This window comes from Microbacterium wangchenii, assembly GCF_004564355.1.
Taxonomy (GTDB): Bacteria; Actinomycetota; Actinomycetes; order Actinomycetales; family Microbacteriaceae; genus Microbacterium; species Microbacterium wangchenii.
In genome coordinates, this window is sequence record NZ_CP038266.1 from 562,999 (window position 1) to 583,399 (window position 20,401).

The window sequence follows — 20,401 nt, forward strand, 5'->3', positions numbered from 1 at the left end:
CGGGCCCCTTTCGCCGGGATGATGCACTTTCGGCGGGCGGGGCTTAGGGCCCGGACCGCTGCGGCCTGCCGGGCGGCGGGACGTAGGTCCCTTCCCGCCCGGAGAGCGCCGGGTCTACGTTCGGGCTCACCAGCGGGTGCCGGTCAGCCGTTGCGATGCGTTCACGAGGTGGTCATGAGCAGAAGAAGACTCGCCCTGCGGCACCGGTGGTACGGCGGCGCAGTGGCCGCCCTCCTCACCGGGGTGCTGGTGTTCACGGGTGCGGGCTCGCCCGCCCTCGCCGCCGTCGCGGAGCCCTCCGCGCCGTCGGAGTCCGCCGCATCCGTCCCGCCGGAGCAGGACCCGGCGCCGCCGGCACAGGACCCGCCGCAGCAGGAGCCGGCCGAGCCCACGCAGCCCCCGGCGCCCCCCGCCCCCGAGACGCCGGTCGCCCCGCCCGCCGAGGTACCTGCCGCCCCGACCAGCGAGCCGGCTCCGCCGACGGACGACCCGAGCACCGAACCCACCACCGCGCCGACCCCCGCCGCCCCTGAGCCCACCGAAGAGCCCGCGGATGTCGGCGTCCTCGCCGTGCCCCAACCCGGCGCCACGACAGCCGTCATCACCGTGAAGGTCGGCTCCGATCGCGTCGGCGTCACCGGAGTGTCGAACCTGGCCGGTGTCGTCCTGCTGCTGAACGAGGGCGGCGCCGGCGGACCCAACGGCACGCGCCCCGACGGTGTGGCCGGCACCGGGGAGGGGTGGGCCAGGTGCGTCTCGGATGCCGCGGGCGACTGCTCCTTCATCGTCCCCAACACAGGCCTCGGGCCCTTCGGGTTCCCCCAGGCCAACCGCGACGACCGGTACTGGGTCGTCCAGGCCAGCGTCCCCGACGGGTACTACGCCAATCCGTCGCTGCGCACCGGACCCGGCACCGGAGGCGGTGCGGCCACCGCATACCAGTTCCGCACGGGCAACCAGCTGCGCGCCGGCAACGTCTACAGCTCGCAGAACGCGAGCGACTTCATGCTGTCGTCGGGCTCGCAGGCCACGGCCTCCGGAGGCATCTGGCAGCAGTCGCGCAACAACGCGCCGCTGGATGTCTCGTGCGGCCTGGACGTCGCACTGATCCTCGACCTGTCCGGGTCGGTCGGCTCCGATCTCGCGCAGTTGAAGAGCGCGGCAAACACCTTCGTGGACTCCCTCCAGGGCACCCCCTCCCGCATGTCGCTGTTCTCCTTCTCCACCGTGTCGCCGGCAGAGGGCGCCAGCGCGAACTTCCCGAGCCTGACCTCCGTGGCCACCGCGACGCAGGCGGATGCCTTCAAGAACCGGTACGCGGGCTGGACGGCGGTGGGCGGCACGAACTGGGACCGCGGACTCGGCGTGGCCGCCGCGGCGAACACCGCGGCGAACAACTTCGACCTCGCCGTCATCATCACTGACGGCGACCCGACGTTCTACAACCAGCCGCAGCAGGGGCCCGGCAACTTCAACCGCTTCCGCGAGACGGAGAACGGCATCTTTTCCGCCAACGCGCTGAAGGCGGGACCGGCGGGCGGATCCCCCACGCGGCTCATCGCCTTCGGCGTCGGTGACGGCGCGAGCGGCACGGCCACGGCCCTGAACCTTCGCGCGATCTCCGGTCCGGTCGCCTATGACGGCTCCAACGGCGCGTCGGCCGACTATTACCAGACGGCCGACTACGCCGGGGTGGGGCGGGACCTGCGCAGCCTCGCGCTGGGCACCTGCGAGGGAACCCTGAACGTCACCAAGCAGATCGTCCCGCAATCCGCTCCCGCCGGCTCGATAGAGGGGGCCACGCCCGCCGGCGCCGGCTGGCAGTTCACCAGCGAGATCGGCACGGCCGGGGTCACGACGCCCGAGCCGGTCCGGACGACGACCGCGGATGCCACGGGCACCGTCAGCTTCCCGCTGCAGTTCCCCGGCGGCACGGATGCCGCCTCGGTCACCGTCACCGAGGCCCAGCAGCCCGGATTCACGCTCCAGCCCGTCGACGGGCAGAACGCCGTCTGCACGAATCTGAACACCGGTGATCCGGTCGTGCCCACCGGCTCGCCCACCGACGGCTTCACCGTCACCGTGCCCAGCACGCAGGCGGTCAACTGCACCGTCTACAACCGTGCCCCCAGCCCGGAAGCCGACATCACGGTGACGAAGAACTGGGTCGTGAACGGTGTCGCGTACGCCGAGGGCGCCCAGCCCGGAGGCCTGTCCGCGCAGCTGCAGCTCACCGGTCCCGACGACGCCGCCGCGAGCAACCAGGGGTGGGGCGTGACCCGGTCGGGGTACGCGCAGGGCGACACCGTGACGGTCACCGAGCAGGTCTCCCTGATCGATACGACGCTGTGCACCGACGACGCGGTGGTGACGAGCCTCAACGGGGCCGCCGTGGACATCCCCCTGGGCACGGGGTACGACCTCACGCTCTCCCAGGCGCAGAACACCGCGACGATCACCAACACCGTCACATGCGAGAGCCGGCTGACCCTCGCCAAGGAGGTCGACGGCGGCGACGCCGACCCGACGAGCTGGACACTGAACGCGTCGTTCCTGGCCGGCGCGCCGGTCGAAGAAGGGCTCCCCGGGTTCTCCGGTGTCGACGGTGCCCCCGGCACGACGTCGCAGCCGGTCACCCCCAATGCCCGCTATCAGTTGTTCGAGTCCGGTGGCGACGCGCGGTACATCCAGGTCGACGAGCGCACGGACCTGCAGAGCAATCCGCAGTCGACCGGATCGGCGACGTGCATCCGCGTCGACGAGAACGGTGACCCCTACCCGAACAGCGGGTATTCGGACGGCATCAACGGCGGCGTGAACGTGCCGCTGGGTTACCGCGTGCAGTGCACCTTCGTGAACCAGGACGCCCAGCTCACCCTCCTGAAGACCGTGGTCAACGACGACGGCGGCTCCGCCACGGCAGACGAATGGGATCTGACCGCCACCCCGGCGACCCTGGCGGGTTTGACCCCCACCACCGTCGCCGGTTCCGAGGAGGTGGTGGCGGAGAGCATCATCCAGCTGCGCCCCGACCACGTGTACACCCTCACCGAGTCGACCGTCGAGGGGTACGAGTTCTCGCGCCTGCAGCAGCGCGTGGGCGAGGAGTGGGTGGACGTCGAGGCCAACCCCGATCCGGCCGGCTACCCGCGGCAGAACGCCGACGGAGACTGGGAGGTCACGGTGCCCGCGCTCGGCGCACCGGTGTACCGCTTCGTCAACGACGACATCGCCCCCACCCTCACCCTGGAGAAGGAGGTCGTCAGCGACACCGGCGGCACCGCGGCCCCCACGGACTGGACGCTCACGGCGACGACCGCGGATGGCCCGAACCTCAGCGGCCCGACGGGAACGTCGGGGGAGGTCGCCGCAGGCGCTGTGTACACGATCGGTGAGACGGGCCCGGACGGATACGACTGGACGGACCTGACCTGCACCGGCTATCCCGACACGACGAGGGCCGCTCCGGAGCTGACCCTCCAGCCCGGCGACGCGGTCACGTGCACCCTGACCAACGACGACGTCATCGTCCCGGTGACGATCGAGAAGTCCGACGGCGCCGTGGCGCAGGCGGCGGGCGGGGTGTGGACCATCCGGTACCCGGTCGTCGTCACCAACACCAGCAGCACCCTGCCCACGACGTATTCGCTCACCGACGTGCCCGGCTTCGACGCCAGCTTCACCGTCCTCACGCAGGGCTGGGAGGGCGCGCCCGATGTGACCGACGTGCCGCTGGAGGCCGGCGGCACGGACGAGTACACGTACGTGATCACGGCCGAGGTGAACCGCACGCCGGTCGACGCGTCGGCACTGGAGTGCTCGCCGACGACCGGCGGCGGGTTCTTCAACACCGCCGAGGCGGCGTACCCCGGCGGCGAGGCGAGCGACACCGGATGCGCCGTCCCGGCCGCCCCGACCGTCGAGAAGATCGCGCAGCCCTCGGTGCAGGACCTCGCCACCGGCGCGTGGACGCTCAGCTATCGGATCGCCGTGGCCAACCCCAGCGACATCGAGCTGTCGTACGACCTCACCGACATCGCCGGGCCCCTCCCGGCCGGAGTGTCCGGCGGGCAGTGGACGGTCTCCGATCCCGTCGCCGTCGGCGGCGGCACCTTCGTGCGCAGCCCCGACCCGGTGGGAGACGGCCCGCTGGCCACCGGCACGCTCCCGCCGGGGGCCACGCACACCTACACCCTCTCGCGCACCGTGACGGTGGCGGCATCCGTTCCCGACGAGGCGCTCACGTGCGGCGCGGTCGTGGGCGAGGGTGGCGGAGTGTGGAACACCGCGTCCGTCACCAACGGGATCGCAGAGCCCTCCTCGTCCGACTGCGCGGAGGTCGAGCGGCCCGACGCCGACGTCACCAAGACGGTGACCTCCACGGTCCAGCTCGCTGACGGCACGTGGCAGATCACGTACGACATCGCGGTGGCGAACTCCTCCGAGACCCTCGCGGCCGTCTACAGCCTCGACGACGCGCTGCAGTTCGGCGGCGACATCACGGTCGACGTCGCCACATGGACGGGCCCCACCGGCACGGGCGACTTCGCCGCCGACGGCACGGCGACTCTCGCGACCGATCGCGCGCTGGCCCCAGGGACGACCGAGACGTACACCGTCGTGGCACAGGCCACCATCGACGCGGCCGCCTGGGAGGGCGGCGACCTCGCGTGCGAGGGGACGACGGCCGGCGGGTTCCTGAACACCGCGACCGTCACCGTCGCCGGTGAGCAGGTCCCCGCCTCCGACTGCGCGGAGCCGGCCCTGCCGACGATCGAGAAAGTCGGCGTCGCGGCGACCCAGGACCCGGCGGACCCCGAGCGGTGGACCGTGACGTACGACGTCACCGTGACCTCGGGCGGGTTCGACACGTTCTACTCGCTGGCGGACACGCCGGGCTTCCCCACGGGCATCGAACCGGTCACCGGCACCGCGCAGCGGACCGACCTCGCCGGCCAGCCGGTGCTTCCGGTGACCCCGGGGACGGAGTTCGTCACCGGGGTCGAGCTGGCCGCCGGTGCCACGCACGTGTACCGCGTGACGTGGGTCGTGCAGCTGACCGACGCTTACAGCGAAGACGACGCCGCCTGCACCGGCGAGCCGGGGAGCGGGTTCTTCAACGCCGCGCAGCTGGGGGTGGGTGACATCCCCATCGATGCCACCGACTGCATCCCCGTCGACGAGCGGGTGTACCCGTCCGTCGCGAAGACGGTGACGAGCGCCGAGCAGGATCCGGAGACGGGCCTGTGGACCATCCTCTACGACCTCGAGGTGACCCTGCCCCCGGTCGGCGAAGACAACCCGAAGGGCCTGTCCGCGGCGTACGACCTCACCGACACGCTCGACTTCGGCGACGGCATCGACATCCGCAGCGCCTCGTGGTCTGGACAGTCCTCGGGCGACTTCACGTTCTCGCCCGACCCGGCGGTGCTCGCCTCCGGCACGGCGATCGGCCCCGGGGTCACGCACACCTACACCGTGCGCGTCGTGGCCGCCGTCACCGCCGCCGCCGTGGAGGGCGGCACGACCGTCTGCCTGCCCGACGGGGCGGGCGGGTTCCTCAACACCGCTCAACTGACCTCGGCGAGCGTCGAGACCGATGTGCGCGCGTGCGCCGAGCCGGTCTTCCCGGAGATCGAGAAGACGGCTGTCGGCGACGCGGTGCTCGACCCCGACACGGGGCTGTGGACCGTCGTCTACGACATCGCGGTGCGCTACCCGGCGAGCACCGCCGACCCGCTTCCGACGCTCGCGTACGTCCTCACCGACGTCCCCGACCTGCCAGACGGCGTGGAACTGGCCGGTGAATGGACGGCGGAGGCCGGCACGACCGACACCCCCGCACCCGACGCCCCCTCGTGGGACGGCACCGGCACGTGGACGATCGTGAACGGCACCTTCGATCCTGCCGCCGATGAGGTGCGGGAGCACCTGTTCACCATCACGGCGCAGGTGCGCGCCACCGCGACGCCGACCGGCGAGCCGGTGCAGTGCGGCGACGTCGAGGCGCCCGGCGTCCCCATCGCCAACACCGCGACCGTGGTGTCGGGCGGGTACAGCGCCGACGACGACGCGTGCGAGCTCGTGCCCTTCGACGACGTCGGCATCACCAAGACCACCGACGGCGTCGAGGGCCCCCTGGAAGCAGGCGACGCGTTCGACTACGTGCTCACCGTGACGAACAACGGCATCGTGGATGCGACGGACGTGCGCGTCGCCGACCCCGTACCGAGCCGCCTCACCGTCACCGCGATCGACCTCTCCGCGGCCCCGGGCTGGTCGAACGACAACGCGCCCGCGCTCGTGGACGCGGACAACGCCGTGGCGCTGAGCGCGGCCAGGCTGGCGCCGGGTGCGAGCGTGCAGATCCGCCTCTCGGTCACCGTGAACGCGCTGCCCGCGCCGCCCGTCGTCGCCCTCGGTCCGGATGACCCCGCCCCGACTCCCGAGCTGCCCGAGAGCATCCTCGTCAACGAGGCGTGCGTGACGGCGGTCGGGGACAGCGATCCCAGCAACGACTGCGACGACATCACGGTCCAGACCCGCGACATCGCTGCGGCGCTGTTCACGCGCTGCGTGACGGACGTGCCCAGCGTCGGCTTCACGCTGGTGAAGACCGGTGACCTCGTGGACGAGCCGCTCGAGCTGTCGTGGACGCCGGATGGCGCCAGCCCGGTCACCGACCCCGCCTCGGTCGAGCGGTCCTATCCCGGCGGATCGACGAGCCACGCGGACGAGTTCCCGTGGGTGGGTGTGCGCACCACTCCCGCCGGTGTCGGCATCGACAACGCCGGTCTGCGGCCGCTGCGCGCGTCGGACTACGCCCCTGGTGGCGGGTACTACCTCCCCGGGACCACCACGGTCATGACACCGGAGCAGCAGGCGCAGTTCGTCGTGAACGGGCTCATCCTCGACCCCGGCGAGGCCGACTTCGCGTGGCGCGGTCCGAGCACCCTGACCCTCACCGTGAACCCCGCCCTGACGTTCCAGATCCCCGAGATGCCCGCCGGCGGCGACTGCGCCGCCGCCCGCCACTCCGACGTGCGCATCGAGAAGACGGCCGCCCTCGAGCGGACGGCGCCGGGCGGCTCCTTCACCTACCGGCTGGAGGCCGTCAACGTCAGCACCGACTCCGCCGCCGAGGGCGTCGTCGTCACCGACGCGATCCCCGCCGAGATCCGCGTCACCGACGTGAGCTGGCCCGGGCAGGGCGACGCCGAGGCGTTCCCGAACTGGCGGACCTGCGCGGTGACCGGCCAGAACGCCGCCGGATACGGCGGGACGCTGCGGTGCGAGCTGTTCGGACCGCTGCATCCGGCCGGGTCGGGCCTCGGAGCATCCGGCGCACCGCCGATCACGCTCGCCGCCACCGTCGATCCCGGCGTCGGCTCGACCACCATCCGCAACGTGGCAGTGGTCGACTCCCACACCTTCGGCGACCCCGGCGACGCGGGCCGCGACAGCGACGACGCGGCCGTGCGGGTATCGTTGCTACCGCCCACGGGAGGCGGGCCGCTCGCGGCCTTCGTCCTGCTCGGTGTGCTGGCACTGGCCGGGGGAGCGACCGCTCTGACCGTGCGGCGCCGTCCGCGCGAGGACGTCGCGGCGGGTTCGTGACCCGGGGCCCGGGTCGCGACACGCCCGGGTTTGCGACACGCCCGGGCTGCACGTAGACTAGTTCAGTTCCACATTCCGAGTGCCGCCGCGTGCGTGCGCTCCGGATCACTGCCAGGGCTGTGCATAGGCAGCGCGCAAGCGCGAGACCTAGGCCGCGGGCAGCAGAACAACACACCGACCCCCTCTGCTCCCTCCGGAGCCGTGCGTCCGCGCGCGGGGAGGACGGGCCGGATGCGCAGGCGTCCGGTTTGACAGCAGAACAGCGGTGCAGCATCGCCCGAAAGGGCGCCGAAGTGCCCGGCGCGCAAGCGCCATGGTGCGTCCAATGCCCGTGTTCCGAATGAACACAGCGGTAAGACGCGAGAAAGAGAGTGAGCAGACAATGGCGGGACAGAAGATCCGCATTCGCCTGAAGTCGTACGATCACGCCGGACTGGATTCGTCCGCGCGCAAGATCGTCGACACCGTGACCCGCGCCGGCGCCACCGTCGTCGGCCCCGTGCCGCTGCCGACCGAGAAGAACGTCGTCGTCGTCATCCGGTCGCCCCACAAGTACAAGGACAGCCGCGAGCACTTCGAGATGCGCACCCACAAGCGCCTCATCGACATCATCGACCCGACGCCCAAGGCCGTCGACTCGCTCATGCGTCTCGACCTGCCCGCCGACGTCAACATCGAGATCAAGCTCTGAGGTCCGACATGGCTGATATCAACTCCAAGGTTTCGAAGGGCCTGCTGGGCACCAAGCTCGGCATGACCCAGGTCTGGGACGAGAACGGCAAGCTCGTTCCCGTCACCGTCATCGAGGTCGCTCCGAACGTCGTCACCCAGGTGCGCACGCCGGAGAAGGACGGCTACAACGCCGTCCAGATCGCGTACGGGCAGATCGACCCCCGCAAGGTGAACAAGCCGCTCACCGCCCACTTCGAGGCGGCCGGCGTCACCCCTCGCCGCCACCTCACCGAGGTCCGCACCGCGGATGCTGCTGACTACTCACTCGGTCAGGAGCTCACCGTGGACGGCCTCTTCGAGGCGGGCCAGCTGGTCGACGTCGTCGGCACCAGCAAGGGCAAGGGCACCGCGGGTGTCATGAAGCGCCACAACTTCAAGGGCGTCTCCGCCTCGCACGGTGCGCACCGCAACCACCGCAAGCCCGGTTCGATCGGCGCATCGTCGACCCCGAGCCGCGTGTTCAAGGGCATGCGCATGGCCGGCCGTATGGGTGGCGAGCGCGTGACCGTCCTCAACCTCAAGGTGCACGCCGTCGACGCCGAGAAGGGTCTGCTGCTCGTCAAGGGCGCCGTCCCCGGCGCGCGCGGCCGCATCGTCTACGTCCGCAACGCAGTGAAGGGTGCCTGATCTCCATGGCTGACTCGACTCTCGCGCTCGACGTCGTGAAGGCAGACGGCGGAAAGGCCGGCTCCGTGGAGCTGCCCGCCGCTCTGTTCGACGTCAAGACGAACATTCCGCTCATCCACCAGGTCGTCGTCGCGCAGCGCGCGGCGGCTCGCCAGGGCACGCACTCGACCAAGCGTCGCGGCGAGGTCTCCGGCGCCGGCCGCAAGCCCTTCAAGCAGAAGGGCACGGGTAACGCCCGTCAGGGCTCGATCCGCGCGCCGCACATGACCGGCGGTGGCATCGTGCACGGCCCGAAGCCCCGCGACTACGGCCAGCGCACCCCCAAGAAGATGATCGCCGCCGCGCTCCTGGGCGCGCTGAGCGACCGCGCACGCGGCGACCGTCTCCACGTCGTGGACTCGTTCGGCATCGAGGGCGCGCCCTCCACCAAGGCGGCGGCCGCCGTGCTGTCGGCTCTCGCCCCGACGAAGAAGAACGTCCTCGTCGTGATCGAGCGCGGTGACGAACTGACCGTCAAGAGCGTGCGCAACCTCGCGTACGTGCACGTGCTCACGTTCGACCAGCTCAACGCCTACGACGTGCTCGTCTCCGACGACATCGTCTTCACCAAGGCCGCCTACGACGCGTTCGTCGCGTCCAAGGCCGGCGCAACCCAGGAGGTGTCGGCATGACCACCGTCAACAAGGATCCGCGCGACGTCATCCTCAAGCCGGTCGTCTCGGAGAAGAGCTACGGGCTCATCGACGAGGGCAAGTACACGTTCTACGTGGACAGCCGCGCGACCAAGACCGAGATCAAGCTCGCCATCGAGAAGATCTTCGGCGTCAAGGTGGCCGCGGTCAACACGCTCAACCGTGTCGGCAAGGCCCGCCGCACCCGCTTCGGGATGGGAAAGCGCAAGGACACCAAGCGCGCGATCGTCACCCTGAAGTCGGGCACCATCGACATCTTCACGGCAGTCGGCTGACGGTCGGGACAGAAGGACTCCAACTATGGCTATTCGCAAGTACAAGCCCACGACCCCCGGTCGCCGCGGCTCGTCGGTGGCCGACTTCGCCGAGATCACCCGATCGACGCCTGAGAAGTCGCTGCTGCGCCCGCTGTCCAAGACCGGTGGCCGCAACAACCAGGGCCGCATCACGACGCGTCACATCGGTGGCGGTCACAAGCGCCAGTACCGTCTGATCGACTTCCGTCGCAATGACAAGGACGGCGTCGACGCCAAGGTCGCGCACATCGAGTACGACCCCAACCGCACCGCGCGCATCGCGCTCCTGCACTACGTGGACGGCGAGAAGCGCTACATCCTCGCGCCGAACAAGCTGAAGCAGGGCGATGTCGTGGAGTCGGGTGCCGGCGCCGACATCAAGCCCGGCAACAACCTGCCGCTGCGCAACATCCCCACCGGTACGGTCGTGCACGCGATCGAGCTCCGCCCCGGCGGCGGTGCGAAGATGGCCCGTTCGGCCGGCGCCTCGGTGCGTCTGGTCGCCAAGGACGGCCCGTACGCGCAGCTGCGTCTCCCCTCGGGCGAGATCCGCAACGTCGATGCGCGCTGCCGCGCGACCATCGGCGAGGTCGGCAACGCCGAGCAGTCGAACATCAACTGGGGCAAGGCCGGCCGCAAGCGGTGGAAGGGCGTGCGCCCGACCGTCCGCGGTGTCGCCATGAACCCGGTCGACCACCCGCACGGTGGTGGTGAGGGTAAGACCTCCGGTGGACGTCACCCGGTGACGCCGTGGGGTCAGCCTGAGGGCCGCACCCGCCACGCCAACAAGGAAAGCGACAAGCTGATCGTCCGCCGTCGCACGGCCGGCAAGAAGCGCAAGTAGGTAGGAACAGAAGATGCCACGCAGTCTTAAGAAGGGCCCCTTCGTCGACGAGCACCTGCTTCGCAAGGTCGTGTCGCAGAACGAAGCGGGATCCAAGAACGTCATCAAGACCTGGTCGCGACGCTCGATGATCATCCCGGCGATGCTGGGTCACACGATCGCCGTGCACGACGGTCGCAAGCACATCCCTGTGTTCGTGACCGAGACCATGGTCGGCCACAAGCTGGGCGAGTTCGCGCCCACCCGCACCTTCCGCGGCCACGTGAAGGACGACAAGAAGGGCCGCCGCCGCTGACGCGGAGGCGAAGAGGAGAGAGAAATGGTGGAGTCCATCGCACGCGTGCGACACATCCGCGTGACCCCTCAGAAGGCTCGTCGTGTCGTCGCGCTCATCAAGGGCAAGCAGGCTCAGGAGGCCCTGGCCATCCTGAAGTTCGCGCCGCAGGGCGCCAGCGAGCCCATCTACAAGCTCGTCGCCTCGGCGATGGCGAACGCTCGCGTCACGGCCGACAAGGAGAACGAATTCCTGGATGACGCCGACCTGTACGTGTCCAACGCGTACGTCGACGAGGGCACGACGCTGAAGCGTTTCCAGCCCCGCGCACAGGGCCGCGCGTTCCAGATCAAGAAGCGCACGAGCCACATCACGGTCGTGCTCTCGACGCCGGAGACCGCTGACGCTCCGACGAGCTCGGCGACCGGCACGAAGAAGAAGGCGAGCAAGTAATGGGCCAGAAAGTAAACCCGTACGGCTTCCGCCTCGGCATCACCACTGACCACGTGTCGCGGTGGTTCTCCGACTCGACGAAGCCCGGACAGCGCTACGCCGACTACGTGGCCGAGGACATCAAGATCCGCAACCTGCTGAAGAAGCAGCTCGACCGCGCCGGCGTCTCGAACATCGAGATCGAGCGCACCCGTGACCGCGTCCGCGTCGACATCCACACCGCCCGCCCGGGCATCGTGATCGGTCGCCGCGGTGCCGAGGCCGAGCGCATCCGCTCCGACCTCGAGAAGCTCACCGGCAAGCAGATCCAGCTCAACATCCTCGAGGTCAAGAACCCCGAGGCCGACGCCCAGCTCGTGGCACAGGGCATCGCCGAGCAGCTCTCCGCCCGCGTGGCCTTCCGTCGCGCGATGCGCAAGGGTCTGCAGGGTGCTCAGCGCGCCGGCGCCAAGGGCGTCCGCGTCCAGGTCTCCGGCCGCCTCGGCGGCGCCGAGATGAGCCGGTCGGAGTTCTACCGCGAAGGTCGTGTGCCGCTGCACACCCTCCGCGCGAACATCGACTACGGCTTCTACGAGGCCAAGACCACCTTCGGCCGCATCGGCGTGAAGGTCTGGATCTACAAGGGTGATCTCACCAACAAGGAGCTCGCACGCGAGCAGGCCAACGCGCCCAAGTCCCGCGGTCGCGACGACCGTGGCGACCGCGGCGACCGTCGCCCGCCGCGCGGCCCCCGTAACGAGGCCCCCGTGGCAGAAGGAGCGTCGGCGTAATGCTCATCCCCCGCAAGGTCAAGTACCGCAAGCAGCACCACCCGGGTCGCTCCGGGCAGGCCACCGGCGGCACGAAGGTCTCCTTCGGCGAGTTCGGCATCCAGGCCCTGACGCCCGCGTACGTGACGAACCGTCAGATCGAGTCCGCTCGTATCGCGATGACCCGTCACATCAAGCGTGGCGGCAAGGTGTGGATCAACATCTACCCCGACCGACCGCTCACCAAGAAGCCGGCCGAAACCCGCATGGGTTCCGGTAAGGGTTCGCCCGAGTGGTGGGTCGCCAATGTCAAGCCGGGCCGCGTCCTGTTCGAGGTCGCGGGCGTCAGCGAGGAACTCGCTCGTGAGGCGCTGACCCGTGCCATCCACAAGCTGCCCCTGAAGGCACGCATCATCAAGCGCGAGGAGGGCGACGCGTAATGGCGATCGGCACCAAGACGCTCGCACCCAGCGAGCTCGACACGTTCGAAGACTCCCGCCTGGTCGAGGAGCTCCGCAAGGCCAAGGAAGAGCTGTTCAACCTGCGCTTCCAGTCGGCCACCGGCCAGCTCGAGAGCCACGGCCGCATCCGCGCCGTCAAGCGCGACATCGCGCGCCTGTACACCGTGATCCGCGAGCGCGAGCTCGGGATCAGGGCCACGCCGGCGCCGGTCGAGGCCGCCCCCAAGGCGAAGAAGTCCACGAAGGCCAAGAAGGCGGCCCCCGCCGACGAGGCCGTGAAGGAAGAGGCTGAGTGATGGCCACCACCAAGAAGACCGCCGAGGTCGCCGACCAGGCCACCGGGCACGAGAGCGCCGCGCACGATGTGCGCGACGTCGACGCCCGCGGATACCGCAAGGCGCGCCGCGGCTACGTCGTGAGCGACAAGATGGACAAGACGATCGTCGTCGAGGTCGAGGACCGCGTGAAGCACCCTCTCTACGGCAAGGTCATCCGTCGCACCTCCAAGGTGAAGGCGCACGACGAGGCGAACGCGGCCGGCATCGGCGACCTCGTCCTCATCAACGAGACCCGTCCGCTCAGCGCCACCAAGCGCTGGCGCCTGGTCGAGATTCTCGAAAAGGCCAAGTGATCGCATGATTCAGAACGAATCCCGACTGAAGGTCGCCGACAACACCGGCGCGAAGGAGCTGCTCACCATCCGTGTGCTCGGCGGCTCCAACCGCCGTTACGCGGGCCTGGGCGACGTCATCGTCGCGACAGTCAAGGACGCCATCCCCGGCGGAAACGTCAAGAAGGGCGACGTCGTGAAAGCGGTCGTCGTGCGCGTCGTCAAGCAGACCCGTCGTCCCGACGGTTCCTACATCAAGTTCGACGAGAACGCCGCCGTGATCCTGAAGAGCGACGGGGAGCCCCGCGGCACCCGCATCTTCGGTCCCGTCGGTCGTGAGCTTCGCGACAAGAAGTTCATGAAGATCGTCTCGCTCGCCCCGGAGGTCATTTGATCATGGCGAAGATCAAGAAGGGCGACCTGGTTCAGGTCATCTCGGGCGCCAAGCCCGAGCGCGGCGGAGATCGCGGTAAGCAGGGCAAGGTCCTCGAGGTCCTCGTCGAGCAGAACCGCGTGATCGTCGAAGGCGTGAACTACGTCACCAAGCACAACCGCGTGGGCCAGTCCCAGCGCGGCACCAAGACGGGCGGCATCGAGACCTTCGAAGCCCCCATCCACATCTCCAACGTCGCCCTCGTCGACCCCGAGACCAAGAAGCCGACCCGTGTCGGCCACCGGGTCGAGGAGCAGGTCAAGGATGGCGTCAAGCGCACGGTCCGCGTGCGCTACGCGAAGAAGTCAGGCAAGGACCTCTGAATATGAGCACCGCGACTGCCGCGGCGGCTGGCAAGATCCAGCCCCGCCTGAAGCAGAAGTACCGGAACGAGATCCAGCAGAAGCTGCAGGAGGAGTTCGGGTACACCAACGTCATGCAGATCCCCGGCCTGGTCAAGGTCGTGGTGAACACCGGCGTCGGCGAGGCCGCTCGTGACAGCAAGGTGATCGACGGCGCGATCGACGATCTCGTCAAGATCACCGGCCAGAAGCCGATCGTGACGAAGGCCCGCAAGTCCATCGCGCAGTTCAAGCTGCGCGAGGGTCAGGCCATCGGCGCGCACGTCACCCTCCGGGGCGACCGTGCGTGGGAGTTCATCGACCGCCTGGTGAACCTGGCGCTGCCGCGCATCCGCGACTTCCGCGGCCTGTCCGGCGACCAGTTCGACGGCAACGGCAACTACACGTTCGGTCTCCAGGAGCAGGCAGTGTTCCACGAGATCGACCAGGACCGCATCGACCGGGTCCGTGGTTTCGACATCACGATCGTCACGACCGCCAAGACCGATGAGGAAGGCCGTTCGCTGCTGCGTCAGCTGGGCTTCCCCTTCCGTTCCGAAGACGCGCAGGCGTAATACCCCACCCATTCATAGAAGGTCGTCTGTCGTGTAACGGCAGCCGAAACCTCATGATCGAAAGAAGCATCACATGACGATGACAGACCCGGTCGCAGATATGCTGACCCGTCTGCGCAACGCGAACTCGGCGCACCACGACACCGTGTCGCTGCCGAGCTCGAAGCTCAAGACCCACATCGCCGAGATCCTCCAGCAGGAGGGGTACATCGCGGGCTGGTCCGTCGAGGACGCCCGCGTCGGCCAGACCCTGACGCTCCAGCTGAAGTACGGCCCGAACCGCGAGCGGTCGATCGCCGGCATCAAGCGCGTCTCCAAGCCCGGCCTGCGCGTGTACGCACGCTCCACCGAGATCCCCACGGTTCTCGGCGGCCTGGGCGTGGCCATCCTTTCCACCTCCTCCGGTCTGCTCACAGACCGTCAGGCCGAGCAGAAGGGCGTGGGCGGGGAAGTCCTCGCCTACGTGTGGTGATCTGACATGTCGCGAATCGGACGTCTTCCCATCGACATCCCCGCCGGTGTCACCGTCACGGTGACCGGTTCGGATGTCGCCGTCAAGGGCCCCAAGGGCGAGCTGTCGCTCACCGTGGCGCGCCCCATCGAGGTCAAGGTCGAGGAGAACCAGGTTCTCGTCACCCGCCCCGACGACGAGCGCGAGTCGCGGTCGCTCCACGGCCTGACCCGCACGCTCATCGCCAACAACATCATCGGAGTCACCCAGGGCTACACCAAGGGCCTCGAAGTGGTCGGCACGGGTTACCGTGTCGCCCAGCGAGGCAGCTCGGTGGAGTTCGCCCTCGGGTTCTCCCACCCCGTGCTCGTCGACCCGCCCGCCGGGATCACCTTCACGGTCGAGGGCAACAACCGCCTCACCGTGAGCGGCATCGACAAGCAGGCCGTCGGTGAGGCGGCCGCCAACATCCGCAAGATCCGCAAGCCCGAGCCCTACAAGGGCAAGGGTGTGCGTTACGCGGGCGAGGTCGTCCGCCGCAAGGCCGGAAAGGCTGGTAAGTAAGCATGGCTGTGCAGTCGAAGTCCGTCGCACGTGCGCGACGCCACGCACGCCTTCGCAAGAAGGTCGTCGGCACCGAGGTCCGTCCTCGTCTTGTCGTGACCCGCTCGGCGCGCCACGTGTTCGTCCAGCTCGTAGACGACAGCAAGGGTCACACCGTGGCCTCCGCATCCACCCTCGAAACGGACCTGCGTGCGTTCGACGGTGACAAGACCGCCAAGGCGCGCAAGGTCGGCGAACTCGTCGCCGAGCGTGCGAAGGCCGCCGGCGTCACCGACGTCGTGTTCGATCGCGGTGGCAACCGGTACGCCGGTCGCGTCGCCGCCATCGCCGAGGGCGCCCGCGAAGGAGGGCTGAACCTGTGAGTGACAACAAGGAGACCGAAGTGACCGACGCGTCCCAGGCCGCACCGGCCACGGCCGAGACGGCCACGGCCGGCACCGCCGACGCCAACCGCGAGCCTCGTGAGGCTCGCCGCGGCGGCCGCGAGCGCAACCCCAACCGTGGTGACCGCGGATCGCGCGACCGCAACGAGAGCCAGTTCCTCGAGCGCGTCGTGACGATCAACCGCGTGTCCAAGGTCGTCAAGGGCGGTCGCCGGTTCAGCTTCACGGCCCTCGTGGTCGTGGGCGACGGAAATGGCGTCGTCGGTGTCGGATACGGCAAGGCCCGCGAGGTGCCCCTGGCGATCTCGAAGGGCGTCGAAGAGGCGAAGCGCAACTTCTTCCGTGTTCCCCGCGTCGGCAACACCATCCCGCACCCCGTGCAGGGTGAGGCGGCCGCCGGCGTCGTGCTGCTGCGTCCCGCAGCCGCCGGTACCGGTGTCATCGCCGGTGGTCCGGTGCGTGCGGTGCTCGAGTGCGCCGGCATCCACGACATCCTGTCGAAGTCGCTCGGCTCGTCGAACACGATCAACATCGTGCACGCGACCGTCGCGGCGCTCAAGCAGCTCGAAGAGCCCCGTGCCGTGGCCGCGCGCCGTGGCCTGGAGTACGACGCTGTCGTCCCCGGCATCATCATCCGCAACGAGGCCAAGGCCGCCGCTGCGCAGAAGGCAGGTGTCTGATGGCGAGCCGACTGAAGGTGACCCAGATCAAGTCCAAGGTGAGCGAGAAGCAGAACCAGCGTGACACGCTGCGCAGCCTCGGTCTCAAGCGGATCGGCGACGCTGTCGTCCGTCCCGACGACGCGCAGACGCGCGGCTACGTCAAGACCGTCGCTCACCTCGTGAAGGTTGAGGAGATCGACTGATGGCTGACAACGACAACGTCGAGGCCGACAAGCCCGCGAAGAAGGCGCCCGCGCGCAAGCCCGCGGCAGCCAAGGCGAGCAAGCCCGCCGCCGCCAAGAACGCCGCTCCCGCGACGCGTCCCGGCGTGCTCAAGGTGCACCACCTGCGTCCGGTCCCCGGCGCGCACACCGCCAAGACCCGCGTGGGTCGTGGTGAGGGCTCGAAGGGTAAGACCTCCGGCCGTGGCACCAAGGGCACGAAGGCCCGCTACTCGGTGAAGGTCGGCTTCGAGGGTGGGCAGATGCCGCTGCACATGCGCACCCCGAAGCTGCGCGGGTTCAAGAACCCGTTCCGCGTGGAGTACCAGGTCGTGAACCTGGACAAGCTGGCCGAGCTGTACCCGGCCGGCGGCGACGTCACCGTGGGTGACCTCGTCGCCAAGGGTGCCGTGCGCAAGAACGAGAAGGTCAAGGTGCTCGGCACCGGCGACATCTCGGTGAAGCTGAACGTGACGGTCGACAAGGTCTCGGGTTCGGCCGAGCAGAAGATCGTCGCGGCGGGCGGCTCGGTCAACTGACCACGCCCCAACCGCAGAAGGGCCGGGAGGCGTAAGCCCCCGGCCCTTCTGGGTTACGCTGGTCGTCTGTGCGCCTCGGCGCGCCGGAACCGTTCTGGAGGAATCCACTTGTTCAGCGCCATTGCGCGGGTCTTCCGCACGCCTGATCTGCGACGCAAGATCGGCTTCACCCTGGGTGTGATCGCCATCTATCGGTTCGGTGCGCACATTCCGACGCCTTTCGTCGATTTCCCCAACGTCCAGTCCTGTCTCGCGCAGTCCGGCGGCACCGAGGGTCTGCTCTCGCTGGTGAACCTCTTCTCCGGCGGCGCCCTGCTGCAGCTGTCGATCTTCGCGCTGGGCGTGATGCCCTACATCACCGCGACGATCATCGTGCAGCTGCTGCGCGTCGTCATCCCGCACTTCGAGACCCTCTACAAGGAGGGCCAGTCCGGCCAGGCCCGCCTCACGCAGTACACCCGCTACCTCACGATCGCCCTCGCGCTGCTGCAGTCCACGACGCTCGTCACCGTCGCCCGCAGCGGCCAGCTGTTCGGCGTCACCGGCATCCCCGAGTGCGAGAACGTCCTCACCAACGACGTGTGGTGGGCGCAGCTGCTCATGATCATCACCATGACCGCCGGCACCGGCCTCATCATGTGGATGGCCGAGCTCGTCACCGAGCGCGGCGTCGGCAACGGCATGTCGATCCTCATCTTCACCTCCATCGCCGCGACCTTCCCCGCCGCGATGTGGGCGATCGCGCAGGCCCGCGGCTTCGAGGTGTTCCTCCTCGTGCTCGCCGTCGGCATCCTCGTGGTCGCGCTCGTGGTGTTCGTCGAACAGTCCCAGCGACGCATCCCGGTGCAGTACGCCAAGCGGATGGTGGGGCGGCGCACGTACGGCGGTACCAACACCTACATCCCCATCAAGGTCAACATGGCCGGTGTCGTGCCGGTCATCTTCGCCTCGTCGCTGCTGTACATCCCCGCCCTCATCGCCCAGTTCAACCAGCCGCAGGCCGGCGAGGAAGTGCCCGGCTGGGTCGCCTGGATCTCGCAGTACTTCACCACGGGCGATTCGCCGCTGTACATGCTGGTGTACTTCCTGCTGATCATCGGCTTCACGTACTTCTACGTCGCGATCACCTTCAACCCGGTGGATGTCGCCGACAACATGAAGCGCTACGGCGGGTTCATCCCCGGCATCCGCGCCGGCCGTCCCACCGCCGAATACCTCGACTACGTCCTCACCCGAATCACGCTGCCCGGCTCGATCTACCTGGGCCTCATCGCCCTCCTGCCGCTCATCGCCCTCGCGACGGTCGGTGCCAACCAGAACTTCCCGTTCGGTGGCGCCTCGATCCTCATCATCGTCGGCGTGGGCCTGGAGACGGTGAAGCAGATCGACGCCCAGCTGCAGCAGCGTCACTACGAAGGGCTCCTCCGCTGATGGCTCGTCCCCTCCGCCTCCTCATCGTCGGCCCGCAGGGTTCGGGCAAGGGCACCCAGGGTGCCCGCATCGCCGAGGCCTTCGGCATCCCCGTCGTCTCCACCGGCGACGTCTTCCGCGCCAACGTGGCCGGTGGCACCGAGCTGGGCCTGCAGGTCCAGGAGATCATCGACGCCGGCCGCCTGGTGCCCGACGAGCTCACCGGCGCCGTCGTGCGCGACCGGCTGTCGAAGGAGGATGCCGCCGACGGGTTCCTCCTCGACGGGTACCCGCGGAACATCAGCCAGGTGCGCAACCTCGACGAGTTCCTCGAGGGACGCAACGAGAGCCTCGACGCCGTGCTGGCACTGGTCGTGCCGCGCGACGAGTCGATGCAGCGCCTCCGCAAGCGCGCGCAGGAGCAAGGCCGCGCGGATGACACCGAAGAGGCCATCGCGCAGCGCCTGGCGATCTACGAATCCGAGACCGCGCCGATCCTCGGCATCTACGGAACGCGCGGCATCGTCGACGAGATCGACGGCGTCGGTTCGCTGGACGACGTGACCGAGCGCATCTTCGCCGCGCTCGAGGTGCGCGGCTTCGCGCGCTCCGCCGCGGTCTGACGTGGCCTTCCGCTCCTCCGCCTACAAGTCCGCCGCGCAGCTGCGGTCGATGATCGAGCCCGGGCTCATCACCGCCGCCGCGCTGGATGCCGTGCGCGCGATGATCGCGCCGGGCGTCACGACGCTCGACCTCGACGCCGAAGCATCCCGCGTCATCCGCTCCCGCGGCGCGCGCTCGAACTTCCAGCTCGTGCGCGGCTACCGCCACACCATTTGCGCCTCGGTCAACGAGCAGGTCGTGCACGGGATCCCCTCCGACCGTGCACTGCAGCCCGGCGACCTCGTGTCGATCGATGCCGGCGCCGAGCTGCGCGGCTGGAACGGCGACTCCGCGATCAGCGTCGTCGTGCCCGGCGACGCGCCGGCCGAGCTCGTCGCCGCCCGCCGGCGGCTGTCGGACGTCACCGAAGGCTCGCTGTGGGCCGGCATCGCGCGGCTCGCGACGGCGTCGCACCTGGGCGAGGTGGGCGCCGCGATCCAGGAGTACATCGAGGCGAACAGCCCGGCGACGGGAACGTACGGCATCCTGCGCGACTACGTCGGGCACGGCATCGGCCGCAAGATGCACGAGTCCCCGAGCGTGTTCAACTACCGCACGGCCGATCCGGGTGCCCCCGTGCGTCCGGGCCTCGCCGTCGCGATCGAGCCGATGGTCGTCGCGGGCGACCAGGAGACCTTCGTCGAGGACGACGGCTGGACGGTCTCCACCATCGACCGTTCAGACGGCTCACACTGGGAACATAGCGTCGCGGTGCACGATGGAGGCATCTGGGTACTCACGGCCCCCGACGGAGGCGCGGACAAGCTCGCGCCCTTCGGTGTGGTCCCGACGGAGATCGGATAG

Annotated in this window: 24 protein-coding genes; all 24 read left to right on the forward strand. The window is 69.2% G+C overall.

Going from position 1 to position 20,401, the window contains the following annotated elements; all coding sequences use genetic code 11:
• The first annotated feature begins 174 nt into the window (after nucleotides 1-174).
• The 24 genes from E4K62_RS02675 to map all read left to right on the forward strand — a co-directional run bounded on the left by E4K62_RS02675 (nucleotide 175) and on the right by map (nucleotide 20,401).
• Nucleotides 175-7,617 (forward strand): prealbumin-like fold domain-containing protein, encoded by a 7,443-nt coding sequence (locus E4K62_RS02675; RefSeq protein ID WP_135063317.1) that lies wholly within the window; start codon nucleotides 175-177, stop codon nucleotides 7,615-7,617.
• A 382-nt stretch (nucleotides 7,618-7,999) separates the two neighbouring features.
• Nucleotides 8,000-8,308 carry a 30S ribosomal protein S10 gene (rpsJ, locus tag E4K62_RS02680; RefSeq protein WP_045246810.1) on the forward strand — a complete coding sequence of 103 codons (309 nt, stop codon included), beginning with the start codon at nucleotides 8,000-8,002 and terminating at the stop codon, nucleotides 8,306-8,308.
• Between the two features lie 8 nt (nucleotides 8,309-8,316).
• Nucleotides 8,317-8,976 (forward strand): 50S ribosomal protein L3, encoded by a 660-nt coding sequence (gene rplC, locus E4K62_RS02685; RefSeq protein WP_135063319.1) that lies wholly within the window; start codon nucleotides 8,317-8,319, stop codon nucleotides 8,974-8,976.
• A gap of 5 nt (nucleotides 8,977-8,981) precedes the next feature.
• The gene (gene rplD, locus E4K62_RS02690; protein ID WP_135063321.1) at nucleotides 8,982-9,647 is read left to right on the forward strand and encodes a 50S ribosomal protein L4; all 666 of its coding nucleotides are present in this window, start codon (nucleotides 8,982-8,984) and stop codon (nucleotides 9,645-9,647) included.
• A complete protein-coding gene (gene rplW / locus E4K62_RS02695; RefSeq protein ID WP_135063323.1) occupies nucleotides 9,644-9,943 on the forward strand; it encodes a 50S ribosomal protein L23 in 300 nt (99 codons plus the stop codon). Before rplD ends, rplW begins: the two co-directional genes overlap by 4 nt.
• Before the next feature lie 25 nt (nucleotides 9,944-9,968).
• Nucleotides 9,969-10,808, forward strand: coding sequence for a 50S ribosomal protein L2 (gene rplB / locus E4K62_RS02700; RefSeq protein WP_135063325.1), 840 nt, complete (start codon nucleotides 9,969-9,971; stop codon nucleotides 10,806-10,808).
• Between the two features lie 13 nt (nucleotides 10,809-10,821).
• Nucleotides 10,822-11,103 (forward strand): 30S ribosomal protein S19, encoded by a 282-nt coding sequence (gene rpsS / locus E4K62_RS02705; RefSeq protein WP_135063327.1) that lies wholly within the window; start codon nucleotides 10,822-10,824, stop codon nucleotides 11,101-11,103.
• Nucleotides 11,104-11,127: 24 nt separating this feature from the next.
• Nucleotides 11,128-11,535 carry a 50S ribosomal protein L22 gene (gene rplV, locus E4K62_RS02710; RefSeq protein ID WP_135063329.1) on the forward strand — a complete coding sequence of 136 codons (408 nt, stop codon included), beginning with the start codon at nucleotides 11,128-11,130 and terminating at the stop codon, nucleotides 11,533-11,535.
• The gene (gene rpsC / locus E4K62_RS02715; RefSeq protein WP_135063331.1) at nucleotides 11,535-12,305 is read left to right on the forward strand and encodes a 30S ribosomal protein S3; all 771 of its coding nucleotides are present in this window, start codon (nucleotides 11,535-11,537) and stop codon (nucleotides 12,303-12,305) included. Before rplV ends, rpsC begins: the two co-directional genes overlap by 1 nt.
• The gene (rplP, locus tag E4K62_RS02720; protein WP_105673694.1) at nucleotides 12,305-12,724 is read left to right on the forward strand and encodes a 50S ribosomal protein L16; all 420 of its coding nucleotides are present in this window, start codon (nucleotides 12,305-12,307) and stop codon (nucleotides 12,722-12,724) included. The genes rpsC and rplP overlap by 1 nt, the downstream gene beginning before the upstream one ends.
• Nucleotides 12,724-13,041 (forward strand): 50S ribosomal protein L29, encoded by a 318-nt coding sequence (gene rpmC / locus E4K62_RS18945; RefSeq protein WP_135063333.1) that lies wholly within the window; start codon nucleotides 12,724-12,726, stop codon nucleotides 13,039-13,041. The genes rplP and rpmC overlap by 1 nt, the downstream gene beginning before the upstream one ends.
• Entirely contained in the window at nucleotides 13,041-13,376 is a 336-nt protein-coding gene (gene rpsQ, locus E4K62_RS18950) for a 30S ribosomal protein S17 (protein ID WP_276321926.1), read from the forward strand. Before rpmC ends, rpsQ begins: the two co-directional genes overlap by 1 nt.
• A 4-nt stretch (nucleotides 13,377-13,380) precedes the next feature.
• Complete coding sequence (gene rplN / locus E4K62_RS02735; RefSeq protein ID WP_055833708.1) at nucleotides 13,381-13,749, forward strand: 50S ribosomal protein L14; 369 nt, start codon at nucleotides 13,381-13,383, stop codon at nucleotides 13,747-13,749.
• Between the two features lie 2 nt (nucleotides 13,750-13,751).
• The gene (gene rplX / locus E4K62_RS02740) at nucleotides 13,752-14,111 is read left to right on the forward strand and encodes a 50S ribosomal protein L24 (RefSeq protein WP_135063335.1); all 360 of its coding nucleotides are present in this window, start codon (nucleotides 13,752-13,754) and stop codon (nucleotides 14,109-14,111) included.
• A 2-nt stretch (nucleotides 14,112-14,113) separates the two neighbouring features.
• Nucleotides 14,114-14,704 (forward strand): 50S ribosomal protein L5, encoded by a 591-nt coding sequence (rplE, locus tag E4K62_RS02745; RefSeq protein WP_135063337.1) that lies wholly within the window; start codon nucleotides 14,114-14,116, stop codon nucleotides 14,702-14,704.
• A 73-nt stretch (nucleotides 14,705-14,777) separates the two neighbouring features.
• The gene (rpsH, locus tag E4K62_RS02750) at nucleotides 14,778-15,176 is read left to right on the forward strand and encodes a 30S ribosomal protein S8 (RefSeq protein WP_135063339.1); all 399 of its coding nucleotides are present in this window, start codon (nucleotides 14,778-14,780) and stop codon (nucleotides 15,174-15,176) included.
• Nucleotides 15,177-15,182: 6 nt separating this feature from the next.
• Entirely contained in the window at nucleotides 15,183-15,719 is a 537-nt protein-coding gene (gene rplF, locus E4K62_RS02755) for a 50S ribosomal protein L6 (RefSeq protein WP_135063341.1), read from the forward strand.
• 2 nt (nucleotides 15,720-15,721) lie between these two features.
• Nucleotides 15,722-16,081 carry a 50S ribosomal protein L18 gene (gene rplR, locus E4K62_RS02760; RefSeq protein WP_135063343.1) on the forward strand — a complete coding sequence of 120 codons (360 nt, stop codon included), beginning with the start codon at nucleotides 15,722-15,724 and terminating at the stop codon, nucleotides 16,079-16,081.
• Nucleotides 16,078-16,782, forward strand: a complete 705-nt coding sequence (gene rpsE / locus E4K62_RS02765; protein ID WP_135063345.1) for a 30S ribosomal protein S5 — start codon at nucleotides 16,078-16,080, stop codon at nucleotides 16,780-16,782. The genes rplR and rpsE overlap by 4 nt, the downstream gene beginning before the upstream one ends.
• A complete protein-coding gene (rpmD, locus tag E4K62_RS02770) occupies nucleotides 16,782-16,967 on the forward strand; it encodes a 50S ribosomal protein L30 (protein ID WP_135063347.1) in 186 nt (61 codons plus the stop codon). The genes rpsE and rpmD overlap by 1 nt, the downstream gene beginning before the upstream one ends.
• Complete coding sequence (gene rplO, locus E4K62_RS02775) at nucleotides 16,967-17,524, forward strand: 50S ribosomal protein L15 (protein WP_135063349.1); 558 nt, start codon at nucleotides 16,967-16,969, stop codon at nucleotides 17,522-17,524. The genes rpmD and rplO overlap by 1 nt, the downstream gene beginning before the upstream one ends.
• A gap of 108 nt (nucleotides 17,525-17,632) precedes the next feature.
• Complete coding sequence (gene secY, locus E4K62_RS02780; RefSeq protein ID WP_135063351.1) at nucleotides 17,633-18,955, forward strand: preprotein translocase subunit SecY; 1,323 nt, start codon at nucleotides 17,633-17,635, stop codon at nucleotides 18,953-18,955.
• Nucleotides 18,955-19,557 (forward strand): adenylate kinase, encoded by a 603-nt coding sequence (locus E4K62_RS02785; protein ID WP_187270412.1) that lies wholly within the window; start codon nucleotides 18,955-18,957, stop codon nucleotides 19,555-19,557. Before secY ends, E4K62_RS02785 begins: the two co-directional genes overlap by 1 nt.
• Nucleotide 19,558: 1 nt before the next feature.
• A complete protein-coding gene (gene map, locus E4K62_RS02790; protein WP_135063353.1) occupies nucleotides 19,559-20,401 on the forward strand; it encodes a type I methionyl aminopeptidase in 843 nt (280 codons plus the stop codon).

What these genes read in the sequence shown, in the direction of transcription:
- rplB (WP_135063325.1), top strand. Translation starts at nt 9,969, where the DNA reads ATGGCTATTCGCAAGTACAAGCCCACGACCCCCGGTCGCCGCGGCTCG.
- rplR (WP_135063343.1), top strand. Translation starts at nt 15,722, where the DNA reads ATGGCTGTGCAGTCGAAGTCCGTCGCACGTGCGCGACGCCACGCACGC.
- rplO (WP_135063349.1), top strand. Translation starts at nt 16,967, where the DNA reads ATGGCTGACAACGACAACGTCGAGGCCGACAAGCCCGCGAAGAAGGCG.
- rpsC (WP_135063331.1), top strand. Translation starts at nt 11,535, where the DNA reads ATGGGCCAGAAAGTAAACCCGTACGGCTTCCGCCTCGGCATCACCACT.
- E4K62_RS02675 (WP_135063317.1), top strand. Translation starts at nt 175, where the DNA reads ATGAGCAGAAGAAGACTCGCCCTGCGGCACCGGTGGTACGGCGGCGCA.
- rplW (WP_135063323.1), top strand. Translation starts at nt 9,644, where the DNA reads ATGACCACCGTCAACAAGGATCCGCGCGACGTCATCCTCAAGCCGGTC.
- rplC (WP_135063319.1), top strand. Translation starts at nt 8,317, where the DNA reads ATGGCTGATATCAACTCCAAGGTTTCGAAGGGCCTGCTGGGCACCAAG.
- rplD (WP_135063321.1), top strand. Translation starts at nt 8,982, where the DNA reads ATGGCTGACTCGACTCTCGCGCTCGACGTCGTGAAGGCAGACGGCGGA.
- rpsQ (WP_276321926.1), top strand. Translation starts at nt 13,041, where the DNA reads ATGGCCACCACCAAGAAGACCGCCGAGGTCGCCGACCAGGCCACCGGG.
- rpsH (WP_135063339.1), top strand. Translation starts at nt 14,778, where the DNA reads ATGACGATGACAGACCCGGTCGCAGATATGCTGACCCGTCTGCGCAAC.
- rpmC (WP_135063333.1), top strand. Translation starts at nt 12,724, where the DNA reads ATGGCGATCGGCACCAAGACGCTCGCACCCAGCGAGCTCGACACGTTC.
- rplP (WP_105673694.1), top strand. Translation starts at nt 12,305, where the DNA reads ATGCTCATCCCCCGCAAGGTCAAGTACCGCAAGCAGCACCACCCGGGT.
- E4K62_RS02785 (WP_187270412.1), top strand. Translation starts at nt 18,955, where the DNA reads ATGGCTCGTCCCCTCCGCCTCCTCATCGTCGGCCCGCAGGGTTCGGGC.
- rplX (WP_135063335.1), top strand. Translation starts at nt 13,752, where the DNA reads ATGGCGAAGATCAAGAAGGGCGACCTGGTTCAGGTCATCTCGGGCGCC.
- rplV (WP_135063329.1), top strand. Translation starts at nt 11,128, where the DNA reads ATGGTGGAGTCCATCGCACGCGTGCGACACATCCGCGTGACCCCTCAG.
- rplF (WP_135063341.1), top strand. Translation starts at nt 15,183, where the DNA reads ATGTCGCGAATCGGACGTCTTCCCATCGACATCCCCGCCGGTGTCACC.
- rplN (WP_055833708.1), top strand. Translation starts at nt 13,381, where the DNA reads ATGATTCAGAACGAATCCCGACTGAAGGTCGCCGACAACACCGGCGCG.
- rpmD (WP_135063347.1), top strand. Translation starts at nt 16,782, where the DNA reads ATGGCGAGCCGACTGAAGGTGACCCAGATCAAGTCCAAGGTGAGCGAG.
- rplE (WP_135063337.1), top strand. Translation starts at nt 14,114, where the DNA reads ATGAGCACCGCGACTGCCGCGGCGGCTGGCAAGATCCAGCCCCGCCTG.
- rpsJ (WP_045246810.1), top strand. Translation starts at nt 8,000, where the DNA reads ATGGCGGGACAGAAGATCCGCATTCGCCTGAAGTCGTACGATCACGCC.
- rpsS (WP_135063327.1), top strand. Translation starts at nt 10,822, where the DNA reads ATGCCACGCAGTCTTAAGAAGGGCCCCTTCGTCGACGAGCACCTGCTT.